General features: G+C 39.1%; 13 protein-coding genes. All 13 read right to left on the bottom strand.

Going from position 1 to position 15,195, the window contains the following annotated elements; translation table 11 throughout:
- Nucleotides 1-33 precede the first annotated feature (33 nt).
- Nucleotides 34-321, bottom strand: coding sequence for a co-chaperone GroES (groES, locus tag ADF62_RS09140; RefSeq protein WP_003095068.1), 288 nt, complete (start codon nt 319-321; stop codon nt 34-36).
- A 165-nt stretch (nt 322-486) separates the two neighbouring features.
- The gene (locus tag ADF62_RS09145; RefSeq protein ID WP_003095020.1) at nt 487-1,290 is read right to left on the bottom strand and encodes an ABC transporter ATP-binding protein; all 804 of its coding nucleotides are present in this window, start codon (nt 1,288-1,290) and stop codon (nt 487-489) included.
- Nucleotides 1,290-3,230 (bottom strand): ABC transporter substrate binding protein, encoded by a 1,941-nt coding sequence (locus ADF62_RS09150; RefSeq protein ID WP_048788643.1) that lies wholly within the window; start codon nt 3,228-3,230, stop codon nt 1,290-1,292. Before ADF62_RS09150 ends, ADF62_RS09145 begins: the two co-directional genes overlap by 1 nt.
- Before the next feature lie 616 nt (nt 3,231-3,846).
- Complete coding sequence (locus ADF62_RS09155; protein WP_152901342.1) at nt 3,847-5,709, bottom strand: proline--tRNA ligase; 1,863 nt, start codon at nt 5,707-5,709, stop codon at nt 3,847-3,849.
- A 70-nt stretch (nt 5,710-5,779) separates the two neighbouring features.
- Nucleotides 5,780-7,042, bottom strand: a complete 1,263-nt coding sequence (gene rseP / locus ADF62_RS09160) for an RIP metalloprotease RseP (RefSeq protein ID WP_003095060.1) — start codon at nt 7,040-7,042, stop codon at nt 5,780-5,782.
- 16 nt (nt 7,043-7,058) lie between these two features.
- Nucleotides 7,059-7,853, bottom strand: a complete 795-nt coding sequence (locus ADF62_RS09165) for a phosphatidate cytidylyltransferase (RefSeq protein ID WP_003095116.1) — start codon at nt 7,851-7,853, stop codon at nt 7,059-7,061.
- A 12-nt stretch (nt 7,854-7,865) separates the two neighbouring features.
- The gene (locus ADF62_RS09170; protein ID WP_003095141.1) at nt 7,866-8,615 is read right to left on the bottom strand and encodes an isoprenyl transferase; all 750 of its coding nucleotides are present in this window, start codon (nt 8,613-8,615) and stop codon (nt 7,866-7,868) included.
- 128 nt (nt 8,616-8,743) lie between these two features.
- Nucleotides 8,744-9,082 (bottom strand): preprotein translocase subunit YajC, encoded by a 339-nt coding sequence (locus ADF62_RS09175; protein ID WP_003098102.1) that lies wholly within the window; start codon nt 9,080-9,082, stop codon nt 8,744-8,746.
- Nucleotides 9,083-9,207: 125 nt separating this feature from the next.
- Nucleotides 9,208-9,924, bottom strand: coding sequence for a YebC/PmpR family DNA-binding transcriptional regulator (locus ADF62_RS09180; RefSeq protein WP_048788645.1), 717 nt, complete (start codon nt 9,922-9,924; stop codon nt 9,208-9,210).
- 159 nt (nt 9,925-10,083) lie between these two features.
- Nucleotides 10,084-11,661 carry an ATP-binding cassette domain-containing protein gene (locus ADF62_RS09185; protein WP_048788646.1) on the bottom strand — a complete coding sequence of 526 codons (1,578 nt, stop codon included), beginning with the start codon at nt 11,659-11,661 and terminating at the stop codon, nt 10,084-10,086.
- 153 nt (nt 11,662-11,814) lie between these two features.
- Nucleotides 11,815-12,687 (bottom strand): helix-turn-helix domain-containing protein, encoded by an 873-nt coding sequence (locus ADF62_RS09190; RefSeq protein WP_048788647.1) that lies wholly within the window; start codon nt 12,685-12,687, stop codon nt 11,815-11,817.
- 193 nt (nt 12,688-12,880) lie between these two features.
- Nucleotides 12,881-14,230 (bottom strand): glucose-6-phosphate isomerase, encoded by a 1,350-nt coding sequence (locus tag ADF62_RS09195; protein ID WP_048788648.1) that lies wholly within the window; start codon nt 14,228-14,230, stop codon nt 12,881-12,883.
- Between the two features lie 104 nt (nt 14,231-14,334).
- Complete coding sequence (locus tag ADF62_RS09200) at nt 14,335-15,150, bottom strand: endonuclease/exonuclease/phosphatase family protein (RefSeq protein WP_048788649.1); 816 nt, start codon at nt 15,148-15,150, stop codon at nt 14,335-14,337.
- Nucleotides 15,151-15,195: the final 45 nt, after the last annotated feature.

The raw sequence follows: 15,195 nt of genomic DNA on the forward strand, positions 1-15,195 counted from the left end.
CTTTATCTTAAATTATATCTGATTAGCGAGGGCCTAAGCTAGGACCGCTAAAATATCTGCTTCACGAATAATTGAAACGGAATCTTCTCCGTCTTTAACGCTGACACCTGCACCATTTTCAACAAGGACCTTGTCGCCTACTGCAACACTAGGTGCAATCAATTCCCCAGTAAGAGTACGGATGCCTTCACCTACTGCCAAGACCTCTGCAGTCTTAGTAGCTTCATGACTAGCTCCCGCCAATACAAAGCCACTAGCTGTTTTTTCTTCTGTTTCTTCAAAACGGACGACAATACGATCGCCCAATGGTTTTAATGCCATACCAATTACCTCCAAATGTTATTTATTATTAGTAACGTGTGAAACGTTATTTTTAGCACTCACGAACAATGAGTGCTAATCCATATATTTATTTTAGCACTTGGTCAAAAATAGTCAAGAAAAAACTACCCAAAATCTGAACTTTGGATAGTTTCTTTTTGCTTATTAACCGAGTACCAAGGCATCGTCATTGAGGACTTGTCCACTATTTTTGTGGAAGAGATCCATAAGTTCTGCAACAGTGAGATTTTTCTTTTCCTCACCTCGCACATCGACGACGATTTTACCATGATAGAGCATGACCAGACGGTTCCCATATTCGATAGCATGCTCCATATTATGGGTAATCATAAGAGTTGTCAACTCTTGTTCTTCAACAATCTTACGTGTCAAATTCATAACCATATCACTTGTCTTAGGATCTAGCGCAGCTGTATGTTCATCTAAAAGCAAAATCTTTGGACGAACCAAGGTCGCCATAGCAAGTGTCAAGGCCTGACGTTGTCCACCTGACAAGAAATTAGCATCAGTCTTCATACGATTCTCAAGACCAAGACCAAGATCTACCAAGGCTTCCTTAAATACTTGACGTTCACTTTCAGTAATAGACTTTTTAAAGAAGCTACGTTTCTTACCACGACGATAGGCGATTGCCATATTTTCTTCGATAGAAAGGTTTGTCGCTGTACCCATTCGAGGATCTTGGAAAACACGGCTAATGTCTTTAGAGCGCTCATCTACAGATGCTTTCTTAATAGATTGACCCTCCAACAAGATATCCCCCTCATCAATCCTGAGAACACCAGCAATTGAATTCATCAAGGTTGATTTACCAGCACCATTTCCCCCAATAACAGAGATAAAATCTCCCTGCTCAATGTCGAGATCCAAACCACGAAGGACGTGATTTTCATTGACTGTACCTTTTTCAAAGGTTTTATGAATCTGTTGTAAACTAAGTAAAGCCATTACTTGTCACCTCCTGGAATCAAGGATTTGTTAGGTTTGATTTTCAATTTTTGTCGTACTTCTGGTACATATAGGATGACAGCAAGCAAGATGGCTGAAGCTAATTTCAGCATTTGAGCATCAACGTTCATGGCAAGGATAATAACCAAGACCAGACGGTAGAGAACAGCTCCGACAACAATTGACCAAAGACGTTTGCCAAGTGGTAAATACTTAACAATAACCTCAGCCAAGATGATTGCAGCCAAGCCATTTACGATTGTACCAGTACCCATATTCATATCCGCATAGCCATTATTTTGAGCTAGGAGAGCTCCTGATAGGGCAATCAAACCATTGGAAATCATGTAACCAAGAATCTTCATACGATCAACCTTGATACCATTAGCTTCACCCATGGCAAGGTTATCACCTGTTGCACGAAGAGCAAGTCCAACCTGTGTATTAAGGAGAACAACCAACATAAACACTACAAGACTAACAAAGATTAGTCCTAATAGAATCACACCATTCAGCTTAGATAGACCAAGATCCATCACCATAGTCACCAGCGTGTTATGTCCTGAAAGAGAGACATTGGCACTACCAAGAACCAAAAGGTTAACTGAATAGAGCCCTGTTAAGGTAATAATCCCTGTTAAGAGTGCTGGTATCTTCATTTTCGTATGCATAAAGCCAGACACAGCACCTGCAAACATACCAGCTACAAAACCACCTAGAGTTGCAAGGATTGGGTTGATACCACGGATAATCATGATAGTTGTCGTTGCAGCACCAAGTGGAAAGGCCCCCTCAGCTGTCAAATCAGCAAGGTCCAAAATACGGAAGGTAATGAAGACCCCAATAGCCATAATAGCCCAGAGGAGTCCCTGAGAAATGGCTGTTAGCACCACATTTGAAAATCCTTTTTTAGAAGACTTATTGACCTTAAGCTTAATGACACCCTTATCTTTTTTAGCAATTGGTTTGTCATCTTGTGTTGATGCTTTAGATTCCTCGTCACTAATGCTAGAAACATCAATGCCAAGTTCTTTAGCCATGTCATGGTTTACCACAACATTAAGTGTTTTAGGATACTCTGCATCGACATCCTTGACCTTCTCACCTCGGAGAACACGGCCTGCCAACCTACCTGTTTGACGTCCAAGCGCTTCATAGTTGGTTCCGTAAGTGAATAGGACACCTTTTTCTACACTGCCAGCGTCACTACCAACAACTGGAACCTTAGTCTCTTTAGAAAGATCTACCAAGGTATTAATAGCACTAACAATGGTATTATCAGTTGGGATGAAGATGACTTCGGTCTGACTCATCAAGCTCTTGGCTGTATCTTGGATATCATTGGTTGATGAAATTCCTTTGATAACCGTTTCAATACCAGCTTCCTTGAAGTATTTCTTGGCTTCTTCAACCTGAACTTCTGAGTTACGCTCGCTGGTCGTATACATAATCCCAACTTTTTTAGTGTTTGGAAAGACCTTTTTCAACAATTCAACCTGTTTATTGATAGGGGACATGTCACTTGTTCCCGTCACATTTCCTCCAACATTGTCCATAGACTTAACTAGTTTAGCTGAGACTGGATCTGTGACAGCTGTAAAGAGAATTGGCTTGTCCTTTGTCAAACTACTCAAAGACTGAGCTGCTGGGGTTGCGATAGCCAACATGACATCATTATCTTCAATAAGCGACTGAGAAATCGTCTGCAAGTTAGACTGATCCCCTTGTGCATTCTGATAGTCAATTTTGATGTTCTTACCGTCAACATAACCTTCCTCTTTGAGTTCTTCAATGAACCCTTTACGTGTCGCTGACAAGGAAGGATGTTCCACATATTGGAGAACACCGACGTGAACTAAATATTTGTTAGAAGCATTTGAGCATGCAACCAAGATGACAGCTGTTATAACAGCCATCATACTGACCAAAAATTTCTTCATCTTGTACACCTCTATTTTTTTATTTTATCTATTTCCAATTTCCTTTTATGTTCTTCTGAAGCGTTGGAGGCACAGGGAAAACAACAGTTTCATTGCCCACGAAAAATCCTCAAGTCTTCAAGAGAATCCCCGAGTGATACAATCACTCTATTTAGCACGTCAAAAGTAAGCTAAAGCTTGCTGTTTAAAGAACAATTCTAGCTTAGAATGTGAAATTAAAAAATAGACCACGGCATGGAAAAACCAGTTAGGACAGGCCCAACTGGTTCTCTGCATATTGACTAGCACAAACTAGCTTATACCACCGGTTAGACCTATTCATCTAATCGGCTAATCCATCACAAAATGCTTTAGCTTCATAGATACAAACTTATTGACGCCTGTATCTTGAAACACAAACGTCCTATCTAAAGAAACTAAAGTAATAAAAAGCTTTAAGATTTCCCCAGTGGGTGGCTTTGTTAAGCATGTAATGCCTCCGTAGTTAAGATAGATTTAAGTTTACACTATTTAGACAATTCTGTCAAATTGGAATTTATCTCCTTCTTCTCAATTAATCTTTGTCGTTTAAAAAGAAAAATCTCTTCCCACATCTGCAAGAAAAGATTTTTTAATATTAAGCATCTTGTTCTGTTGTTAAGATAGCAAGTGTTTCAATCAAGTTATCGGCATTAACTTCAATAGTGTCACCAGTTGCCTTGATTTTAACTTCGACAACACCTTCGCTGGCTTTTTTACCAACCGTCACACGAATTGGAAGCCCGATAAGGTCACTATCAGAGAATTTAGAACCAACACGCTCATTACGGTCATCTATCAAAACATCGTAACCTTCAGCTTCAAGAGCAGATTCCAAACGATCTGTCAACGCATTAGCTTCCTCGTCCTTAGTATTAACTGTAATCAAGTGAACATCATAAGGCGCCAATTCTTTAGGGAAGTTAATTCCCCATGCGTAGCGGTATTGACCTTTTGGAGTCTTGTTAACAAAGAGACGTGCATGTTGTTCGATCACAGCTGACAAGATACGGCTAACACCGATACCGTAACATCCCATGATAATTGGAACTGCACGACCATTTTCGTCAAGAACGTTAGCACCCATACTTTCAGAGTAACGTGTACCAAGTTTAAAGATATGGCCGATCTCGATACCACGCGCAAATTGAAGGACACCTTGACCGTCTGGCGAAATCTCACCTTCTTTAACTTCACGAATATCCACGTATTCTGCCTTGAAGTCACGCTCTGGGTTAACCCCTGTCAAGTGATAGCCATCTTCATTGGCTCCAACAACAGCATTAGCCACGTCTTGAACCTTACGGTCTGCAATGATACGAACATTTTCAGGAAGGTTAACTGGACCAAGAGAACCGAAGTTAGCACCAAAGACTTGACGCGCTTCATCTTCTGTAGCTGGTTCAAGGAAGTCAACGGCAAGGTAGTTTTTCAACTTCACATCGTTAACTTGATCATTACCAACAAGAAGAGCCACTACTGGTTCGTCATCAGCAGTGAAAAGCAAAGTCTTGATGGTTTGTTCTTCTGGAACATTCAAGAAAGCAGCAACTTCATCAATTGACTTGCAATCTGGCGTTTCAACTCGAGTTACTTCTTCTTGAGTCACAACCTTAGTCGCTGGTGTGTAGGCGTTTGTTGCCATCTCAAGGTTAGCTGCATAGCTTGACTCTGTAGAGTAGGCAATTGTGTCTTCACCAGATACCAACCACGATGTCAATTCATTCTTGATTTCTTCCATGACATCTTCTGGAATCTCATCCAATGAAGCAATTGACTTGTCAAGAACTACCCAACGATTAAGGTCTGTACGCTCAGGAGTGACCGCCATGAATTCTTGAGAATCCTTACCACCCATGGCACCACCATCACCGATGATTCCCTTAAATTCAAGGCCAGCACGTGTAAAGATAGCTTCATAAGCCTTACGATAGTCTTCGTAGGTTACATCCAAATCTTCGTAATTTTGGTGGAAACTGTAAGCATCCTTCATGATAAATTCACGTGTACGAAGAAGACCGTTACGAGGACGTTTTTCATCACGGTATTTTGATTGGATTTGGTAGAGATTAAGTGGCAATTGTTTGTATGATTTAACCGCATCACGAACCAAGGCTGTAAACGTTTCTTCGTGAGTTGGACCGAGGATAAAGTCAGATTTATCACGGTTTTTAAGTTTATAAAGGTCTTCACCATAAGTTTCATAACGACCTGATTCACGCCACAAATCTGCTGTCAAAAGCGCTGGCGCCAACATTTCAACCGCACCGATTTTTTCAAACTCCTCACGCATGATGGTTTTAAATTTCTCGATAGCACGATTTGCCAATGGCATATAAGCATAAATACCAGCAGAGACCTGACGCACGTAACCCGCACGTACCATAAGGGCATGACTAATAACTTGAGCATCACTTGGCATTTCACGAAGTGTTGGAATCAACATTTTACTTTGTTTCATTATTTACATACTAAGGAGGCTGGCCCGTGGGTCAAGTCCCTTAGACTTCCTTTCATTTCTTTGTTTCTAATTAAAAGAAAGCACGCATAATATCATTCCAAGTCACTGCAATCATAAGAACAACCATGACCGCAACACCTGCGAGTGTGATATAGCTTTCAATTTCTTGATTAAGTGGTTTACGACGAATAGCTTCAATAATATTCATAACAATTTTACCACCGTCAAGGGCTGGAATTGGAATAAGATTGAAAATCCCTAAGTTGATAGAGAGCATTCCCATAAGGTTAAGAATGGAAATCAAGCCATTTTCTGAAGCCTGGGCAGACATCTGGAACATAGCAACCGGTCCACCAAGTTTATTCAAACTAAAGTTGGTGATAAGCCCCTTAAGTGCCACGAGAATTTTGAAGGCCCCTTCCCAAGCCATTTGGAAACCACCAAAAATCTTATCTTTAAGACCTGTCTTTAAGGCAGGAGAGACACCTAAAAAGTAGCTACCTTGATTCTCCTTAGGTTTAACAGAGACCGTTTCTTCCTGACCGTTTCTTCTCTTAACCGTCACAGAAAGGTTGTCACCTTTGGAGAATTTTTGAGTATTCTCTGTCAATGATTCCTTCAAGCTGTTCCAATCCGTAACCTTGTCTTTATTGATAGCCTCGATGGCATCACCATTTTTCAAGCCTGCCACCTGAGCAGCACCTCCATCGGCTACCTGGATACGGTTAGTTGAGGTATCTTGAACACCACCTTGAACAAAGGCTAAGATAATAAAGACAAGCACCCCAAGAATGAAGTTATTCATAGGACCAGCAAAGTTGGTAATTAAACGTCCCCAAATGCTTGCATTTTGATATTGGACATCCTTAGGAGCGATACGAAGTTCTGTACCATCCTCCTCAACGATAGTGGCATCATGGTCAACCTCATAGGTCTTGGTCTCATCTAAGACTAGACCTGTAATGGTTAACTTATCTTCCAAATCATAGGCAGTGACGTTCATAGGCAAAGCCGTCTGGTCAACCTGGCGATCCGAAAGGTTGATACGTCTTACCTTACCATCTGATCCAATCGTTAGACTGGCAGGGCTACCTGTTTTAATCTCAGTTGTATCTTCACCCCAACCAGCCATACGGACATAACCACCCAAAGGGAGGATACGGATAGTATAAACGGTACCATCCTTACCTGTATGTGCAAAAATTTTCGGTCCCATACCAATGGCAAATTCACGCACCAGAATACCTGATCGTTTGGCAAAGAAGAAATGGCCAAACTCATGGAAGACGACAATCACACAGAAAATCAGTAAAAAAGTAATAATAGCTTTCATTTAGACACCACCACCCTTAAAAAAGTCCTAGTAAGTGCATGATTGGGAAAACGAAAATCCAGCTATCACAACGGTCTAATATGCCACCGTGCCCAGGAATAAGGTTACCTGAGTCTTTAACACCAAAGTGTCGTTTAATAGCTGATTCAACCAAGTCACCAAATTGACCGAAAATACTAAAGAGAATCGTACAGATAAGCAACCAGAAGAAACTATGCGGTGCATAGACATTATGATTAATCAACCCAAAGAGTAGTGCTACAATGATTGCTGATAAGATGCCACCAACACTACCTTCAATGGTTTTATTAGGTGATACTTTTGGCAATAACTTGTTTTGACCAAATTGACGACCAAAGAGATAGGCACCAATGTCCGTTGCCCAAACAATGAAGAGGGCAAATAAAACTTTTTCCCAGCTATCCAAACGTGCTGCAATGAGATTTTGGAAACCAAAACCAACATAAAAGGCAGAGGTGATTGGATATACTGCATCATCAAAAGAATAATGGTCGCTATTAAGTACAGTTCCTGCTAAAATCAAAAAAGAAATAATAGCAAAACCTGTCACACTGGCATTTGTCGGAAGACTGATAAAATAATGGTCAATAGGCACTACTAAAATAAAGGCTGCCAACATAGACAAAATACCTTCGATAGAGAAAATCTCCAAGTGCTTCATACGAAGCATCTCAGACACTGCAACCATGGCCATAGCCCCAACCAAAAGCTGGAAAGGAAGACCACCGATAAAGAGTAATGGGAGGAAAATGGCTGCTGCCACACCCCCACCAATTAAACGTTCTTGCATGAGAGGTCCTTTCTAGACACCACCGAAGCGACGGTGACGTTTATTGTAGTCAGAGATGGCTTGACGTAGCCCCTGATGGTCAAAGTCTGGCCAGAAAACATCTGTGAAGTACAACTCACTATAGGCAGATTGCCAAGGCAAGAAATTACTAAGACGAAGCTCGCCACTCGTACGGATAATTAAATCTGGATCACGATAGAGGTAAGGCAATTTATCTGTCATCAAATGCTTAGCAATGAGATCTTCATCAATAGCTTCAGGACTGAGTTTCCCTGCTTCAACCTCTTTAGCAATCGCTTGAACAGCAGACACAATCTCCGCACGACCACCATAGTTCAGTGCAAAATTGAGAATCAAACCGGAATTGTGTTTCGTCTGCTCTACTGCCTTTTCAAGAGCATCTAAGGTTTCCTTAGGTAGGCGACTATTATCTCCGATTGTCAAAATGCGAACATTGTTTTTATCTAATTCTGGTACATACTTGTTAAAAAATTCAACTGGCAAATTCATGATAAATTTAACTTCATCTTGTGGACGTGACCAGTTTTCAGTTGAGAAGGCATAGACTGTCAATACCTTAACTCCAAGTTGTGACGCTTCGATGGTTACCTTTTGCAAGGAATCCATCCCAGCCTTATGTCCCATCACACGTGGTTGTAGACGCTTTTTAGCCCAACGGCCATTTCCATCCATAATAATACCAATATGGTTAGGAATATTGTCTAGAACCTCTTGATGAGATTTTTTTCTAAATTTAAACATGGAATATCCTCTAAATATAGTTTACCCTTTATTTTACCACATTTTCAGGGGTTCTGAACAGTGTTTAATACCAAGGAGATTAGAAAATGTAAAAAGACCAGGATTTAACCTAGCCTAAAATACACATCTTACTTTTCATCAGCAGACTCAATCGCTGAATCTTCTTCAACAATTGTCTCTTTAACAGTCTCTGCTGTTTCTGTACTTGGTGCTGGTGTGATTACTTTCATGATTGAACGACTCAAATCAAAGGTCAAGAAGACACCTTCTGCATCCAAAACGATACGGTTATTTTCTTTGTCAATCTCATCAACAATAGCAATCAAACCACCGATTGTTTCAACTTCAGCACCCTTATCAAGACCTGCAAAACGATCTTCTTGAGCCTTTGCCTGACGGCGACGGCTGAAAGCCACATAAGCAACAATGGCGACCACATAAATGGCCAAAACTAGCATCATATTCATATTTCGTGTTCCTCCAATAATTCACTTGGCTACTACTATATCAGATTAAGTCAGGACAAGCAAGACAAATCCTTAGACAGACCACATAAAAACACTTTCTACAAGACAGAAAGTGTTTAATGAGATTACATATCTGCTACGTTGTGATAAACCTTTTGAACATCATCATCCGCTTCAAGAGCATCAATAAGTCCTTCGAACGTCTCAAGGTCTTCACCTTCAAGAGTAACCTCAGTTTGTGGAATCATTTCAAGTTCTGTCACTTGGAACTCTTCCTGACCGTTAGCACGGAGAGCTTCTAACGCCTTGTGAAGTTCTGTTGGCTCAGTATAAACAGTAATAGTACCATCTTCTGCTTCTACATCTTCAACTTCTACATCAGCTTCAAGCAATTGTTCAAAGATTGCGTCTGCATCTTCACCTGCAAAAACGATAACACCTTTTTTATCAAACATGTATGATACAGAACCTGATGCACCCATGTTACCGCCATTTTTACCAAAGGCAGTACGTACGTTAGCAGCTGTACGGTTAACGTTTGAAGTCAAAGTATCTACGATAATCATAGAACCATTTGGTCCAAATCCTTCATAACGCCCTTCAACAAAGGTTTCATCGGTGTTACCTTTGGCCTTATCAATGGCCTTATCAATAACATGTTTTGGTACTTGTGCTTGTTTAGCACGTTCCAAAACGAATTTCAAAGCTGAGTTTGACTCTGGATCTGGCTCACCTTGTTTAGCAGCTACATAGATTTCAACACCAAACTTAGCGTAAACCTTTGAGTTGGCACCATCTTTAGCAGTTTTTTTAGCAACGATATTAGCCCACTTACGTCCCATGGGATTCACCTCTTCTAAGAGATGTTCTGACATCTCTGATTTGTTTTTTCTTTTTTGAAAATAGCAGAACTTGCTAAATTCACAGTCCTTTACATTATAGCATTTTGACTGCCGTTAGTAAAATTGAAATAAATCCTAAGCATTTATCATATGAAACATTTACTCAGTGCCCTCTCCCAAGCGAATAATCTCATCAAAATATGGTTCATTTTCCTTTATAAGATGGTGGGTAACCGTGATATAAGTGATATTAGGATCACTTAATAATAGGTGCTCAATACGAGTAGCATTTTTATGGTCAAGATTTGCAGTGGCTTCATCAAAAATCACAACAGAACTTCCTTTTAAAAACGCTCTTATCAGGCCTATTCTTTGTTTTTGACCCTCCGAAAAGCTACCGTCACTTACTTGCTCATCTATACGGCTTAAGAAAGATAAAAGATTAACCCTTTCAAGAACTTCCTTGATGTGCGTATCAGTAATGGCTTCATTCCAAAGAGTTAAATTGTTCCTCAAGGTGTCATTATAAATATGAGTTTGACTCCCAACATAGGCACATGCAGACACGATTGAGTTCTCATCAATCTCTTTTAACTCCAATTTCCCAAACAAGATTTTTCCCTCATAATCTTTAAGATTTCCTAGGAGCATATTAAGCAGCGTGGACTTCCCACTACCTGAGCATCCAATAATAGCGTACTTTTCTCCTTTTTTAAAGGTTTGGGTGAATCCCTTAATAATAGCATTTTCTCCAAAATGATAACTTACATTCTCAAAACGAACATCCTGAATAGTCGCTATGCAAGTCTTTGTATCCTCTGGAAAATCGTGAAATTTTATTAAGATAGGTTCAACAGACTTAATGGTTACTTGTAGCTGATTAATAGTTGATAGAGAGTTAAATATGTTACCTGAAATCTGACCCACAGAAGCAATGGTACCTACGGCAATATTCCCAAAAATAATTAACAAACCAGTTAGAAGAAGTATCAACATCTGAGCAGCAACTGAAAATAAAGCCATCAGCGTCTCAGTGCTAGTATTTCTTTTTGTAAAAATAATTTTTTGTACAATATATTCCTCAACAATGGACCTCACTTGTCTAAGAAATATCTGTTTACGACTGGCATAATAAACATCCGCATATCCATATAACTGGTCACTTATTCCTGAGACAAGTTCCTCATTCGCTTGGGAAAATTTCTCCATTGATTTCTGCATTTTATTGGTAAATTGTTTGGGAAGATAGGTCAGACACAAAGTTAAAAAAATGGCTAACAGAACAATCCTTACATCATAACTTAATAAGGCAATAATTGAAAACAAAGTAGTGAATACTGTTGAACAAAGGGTATAAATGCTTGTAAAGCCATTTGATTCTATCAATTGGATATCATTATTTAATACAGAGAGATGCTCTCCAATATCACTCTTTCTGAATTCACTAAAAGAATGGTGAGTAATTTTACTAAGATAAGACTGCCGAATCACCAAAGTCATTTTCTGAATTAGTTTTGTTTGATTTACAGAAATAATATAATTTAAAACTAAATAAATAACGTAAAGCCCTACCTCTAAACCTAATAAAGCTAAAAAGGATTGGATTTGCTTCGATACCAGCTGATTAGTCATTAAAGCTAAAGTAACCGAAGCACTCACAAAAATAGCAGCATTCAACGCTAACAGTAAGATATGAACTAAATTTTCATATTTGTATTTAAGAATATAGGTTCTCATAGATTTCCTCACAATCTAAATCACCTTGGTATTTAGTCAGTTGGATAAATTGAAGACATTGGAACTCCATATATCCATTGAAAATTAAAAACCATAGTGATATCGTACTATGGTCTTAGTTTATTCTATTTTTTAACTCACTCTATAAAATTGTCATATAGTGGAATTTAACAACTCTTGATACTCTGATTCCTTAGTAAGCAATAAATTTTCCGCACCTAAAGTCCTAAGAGTTTCCAAACACCCCTCAATTAAATTTCTCCCTTCAGTAACTTCACCTGACTTTATCAAGTAGGTTCCCATTACAAATATCAACTCATGTCTTTCATATAAGAGGACCTCAGGAATTCCACTATCATTGACTAAATCTAAGTAGTATTTCGCAGAATCTAATTCATCACGTCGTAAAAATTCATAAGCTGCATTAATAAGAAGACTAAGTCGAATTCTTTGATTTGAGTCGCTCTTTCCAAAAAGGCTAGTTCTATACACAATCTCCTTAGTCAAAACATTAAGTGTCTGGGTGGAAATAAACGACATACTATTTCCTAATATGATTAACTCTCTTTTTCCCCATTGTTCAATGCTAAAAAGATAGTCTGTTAATTCCCTTACCTTATTTTCATCAACATCTTTATTTGAAACACTTATCAAAAAAGATTCTAGCATAATACTGTTATAGAGAAATGATTTGTCTTGTGTGAGCTCAAACTTATGATGCTCTTCTCCAGCGTACTTCTGTAACAATAAAATATCGTTTTGATAATAAGCCTTACTAGCACTTTCTAATAACTTTTCAGTATGAGTTGAATTATCTTGAGATAAAATACCATAGAACTCTTCAATACTGACATCCAATTTATCTAACAAAAGAAAAAATCTAGATAATGAGATATCAGATTCTCCACGTTCAAATTTTGATAGGAAAGATACTGATAAATAATCACTAGCAAGTTCTTTCAATGTCAAATTCTTTGATAAACGAATTTTTTTCAACAAAGCACCCATTTCAACAGGTTCAATCATGATCCATCCTCCTATGCTTGAACTAATTATAACAACAATCATTTCTAAATTAAAGAGCCACAAAGCCCAACTAGCCAGTCCAAAACGTTTAAAATAAAAATTCGTAAATTAACCTACAAGAAACAATCAATGGAAAGTTTTAGCTTACAAATGGATAAAAAAAAGACCAGCCAAAGCTGATCTTATCTGAACATTACAAGCGAGCGTTAAGTTCTGCTCCAAGTTCTTCAAATCCTGGTTTTCCAAGAAGAGCAAACATGTTTTTCTTGTAAGCTTCTACACCTGGTTGGTTAAATGGATTAACAGCATTCAAATATCCTGAAAGAGCGATAGCAAGCTCAAAGAAGTAGATGATATATCCCAATGTGAAAGCATCTTGTTCAGGGATAGTGATGAACATGTTAGGCACGTCACCATCTGTATGAGCAAGAAGAACACCGTCTGTTGCTTTTTTGTTAACAAAGTCAACATCTTTACCTTGGAGGTAACCAAGTCCATCAAGGTCTTCAGCCAATTCAGGAATAACAACGTTCTTACGTGGTTTATCTACACGAACAACAGTTTCAAAAAGGTTACGTGTACCTTCTTGAATGAATTGACCAAGAGAATGCAAGTCTGTTGAGAAGTTTGCTGAAGTTGGGTAGATACCTCTTTGGTCTTTACCTTCTGACTCACCAGCCAATTGTTTCCACCACTCAGCGAAGTATTGAAGTGATGGTTCGTAGTTTGCCAAGATTTCAGTTGTGTAACCTTTACGGTAAAGGATGTTACGAATTGCAGCGTATTGGTAAGCTTCATTTTCAGAGATTTTAGATGAAGAGTACTCTTTACGTGCAGCGTTAGCACCTTCCATAAGGGCTTTGATATCAGCACCTGAAGCTGCAATTGGCAATAGACCTACAGCTGTCAATACTGAGAAACGTCCACCGATGTCATCTGGAACAACGAAAGTTTCCCAACCATTAGCATCTGCTTCAACTTTAACAGCACCTTTTTGGCGGTCAGTTGTTGCGTAGATACGGTTGTTAGCTTCTTCTTGACCGTATTTCTTAACAAGAAGTTCCTTGAACACACGGAAAGCGATAGCTGGTTCAGTTGTTGTTCCTGATTTAGAGATAACGTTAACTGAGAAATCTTTACCTTCAACATACTCAAGCAAGTCAGCAAGGTAAGTTGATGAAATTGAGTTACCAGCATAAACGATTTGTGGTGCTTTACGTTCTTCTTTTGTTTGAAGGTTAGCAAAGTGATTGTTCAAGAAGTCAATAGCTGCTTTGGCACCAAGGTAAGAGCCACCGATACCGATAACAACCAAAACGTCGCTTTCTTCTTTAATTTTTTCAGCAGCTTTCAAGATACGATCAAACTCTTCTCGATCGTAGTTCTCTGGAAGGTCACGCCATCCAAGGAAGTCAGCGCCTGGGCCTGTTCCTTTGCGAACCATTTCGTCTGCTACTGTTACTTGTGCTTGAAGGTTATCTACTTCGTGTGGTGCTACAAATTTATCCAAAACTTTTGAATAGTCAAATGTAATATGAGCCATTAGTCTCTCCTTATAAAAATTCAATTATAGTTTCTAGTTTACTCTTTTATTTATCTTTTGACAATATTTTTTTACCCTTATTAGGTCACGATAGGTTACAGTTACTATTTAAATGTTAATTCTGCTTCAAGACCGTAGTGGTCACTTACCAAAGGTTGGTTATTGCCATCAAAAATCACACTAAGGCGCTCTACTGTCCAATCTTGGCTAGCAAAAACATAATCGATACGTAAAGGCTCTTCATTGCCCTTCCAGCCATCGATACCAGGTCCAACTGTATAGCTGCCAATTGTTTCTTGAGCCACTTGGAAGCTATCCTGAAGTTTGAGCGGACTGGCTAATATTGCTTGGTAACCTTCTCGACCTGCTGGGTTATTAAAGTCCCCTGCTAGGATAAGCGGTTTGCCAATAGATTGGAAACGTTCCTCAATGCGTGCCCACTCTTCTTGGAAACCTTTATCCCACCATGAAAGATGGACACTAGCAACAGCAACTTCTCGGCCATCTACAGTCGTCTCAGCCACTGCCACACGGCGTGTATGATAGTCTGTTGGATCATCAACATCTGAAACTAGAATTTCGCTAGATGTCAATGGTTGGCGTGACAATACAGCAACACCTTCATTAAGGTGATCATAACCAATGTGATTATAAGCCCACGTCCAATGATATTGAAGGCCCTCTTCAGCTAATTTTTCCACAAGCAAACGGACAAAGTGATCTTGGTGGATTGATGTTGCTGATGGTAGCGCATGATAGTAAGCATCCGTGTCCACAACAGAAGTCTCTATTTCTTGGTTAACTTCCTGAAAGCAAATAATATCATACTGAGCCTTTAGGATCTGTTCCTTTAAGGTTTGGAATTTCCCTTCTGCATCTTCCTCCATCCAACTGTGAGTATTTAAAGTTAGAAATTTCATAAGTTTATCCCTCTTCTGACTTGCATCTAGAAATGACATAGGGTC

The organism is Streptococcus sp. 1004_SSPC, from assembly GCF_001069025.1.
In the GTDB taxonomy this organism is placed as follows: domain Bacteria; phylum Bacillota; class Bacilli; order Lactobacillales; family Streptococcaceae; genus Streptococcus; species Streptococcus vestibularis.

Excerpts from the sequence above, each read along its gene's own strand:
- ADF62_RS09175 (WP_003098102.1), bottom strand. The coding sequence starts at position 9,082 with ATGAATATGATGCTAGTTTTGGCCATTTATGTGGTCGCCATTGTTGCT.
- ADF62_RS09170 (WP_003095141.1), bottom strand. The coding sequence starts at position 8,615 with ATGTTTAAATTTAGAAAAAAATCTCATCAAGAGGTTCTAGACAATATT.
- ADF62_RS09185 (WP_048788646.1), bottom strand. The coding sequence starts at position 11,661 with ATGAGAACCTATATTCTTAAATACAAATATGAAAATTTAGTTCATATC.
- ADF62_RS09195 (WP_048788648.1), bottom strand. The coding sequence starts at position 14,230 with ATGGCTCATATTACATTTGACTATTCAAAAGTTTTGGATAAATTTGTA.
- ADF62_RS09155 (WP_152901342.1), bottom strand. The coding sequence starts at position 5,709 with ATGAAACAAAGTAAAATGTTGATTCCAACACTTCGTGAAATGCCAAGT.
- ADF62_RS09145 (WP_003095020.1), bottom strand. The coding sequence starts at position 1,290 with ATGGCTTTACTTAGTTTACAACAGATTCATAAAACCTTTGAAAAAGGT.
- ADF62_RS09180 (WP_048788645.1), bottom strand. The coding sequence starts at position 9,924 with ATGGGACGTAAGTGGGCTAATATCGTTGCTAAAAAAACTGCTAAAGAT.
- ADF62_RS09165 (WP_003095116.1), bottom strand. The coding sequence starts at position 7,853 with ATGCAAGAACGTTTAATTGGTGGGGGTGTGGCAGCAGCCATTTTCCTC.
- ADF62_RS09200 (WP_048788649.1), bottom strand. The coding sequence starts at position 15,150 with ATGAAATTTCTAACTTTAAATACTCACAGTTGGATGGAGGAAGATGCA.
- ADF62_RS09190 (WP_048788647.1), bottom strand. The coding sequence starts at position 12,687 with ATGATTGAACCTGTTGAAATGGGTGCTTTGTTGAAAAAAATTCGTTTA.
- groES (WP_003095068.1), bottom strand. The coding sequence starts at position 321 with ATGGCATTAAAACCATTGGGCGATCGTATTGTCGTCCGTTTTGAAGAA.
- ADF62_RS09150 (WP_048788643.1), bottom strand. The coding sequence starts at position 3,230 with ATGAAGAAATTTTTGGTCAGTATGATGGCTGTTATAACAGCTGTCATC.
- rseP (WP_003095060.1), bottom strand. The coding sequence starts at position 7,042 with ATGAAAGCTATTATTACTTTTTTACTGATTTTCTGTGTGATTGTCGTC.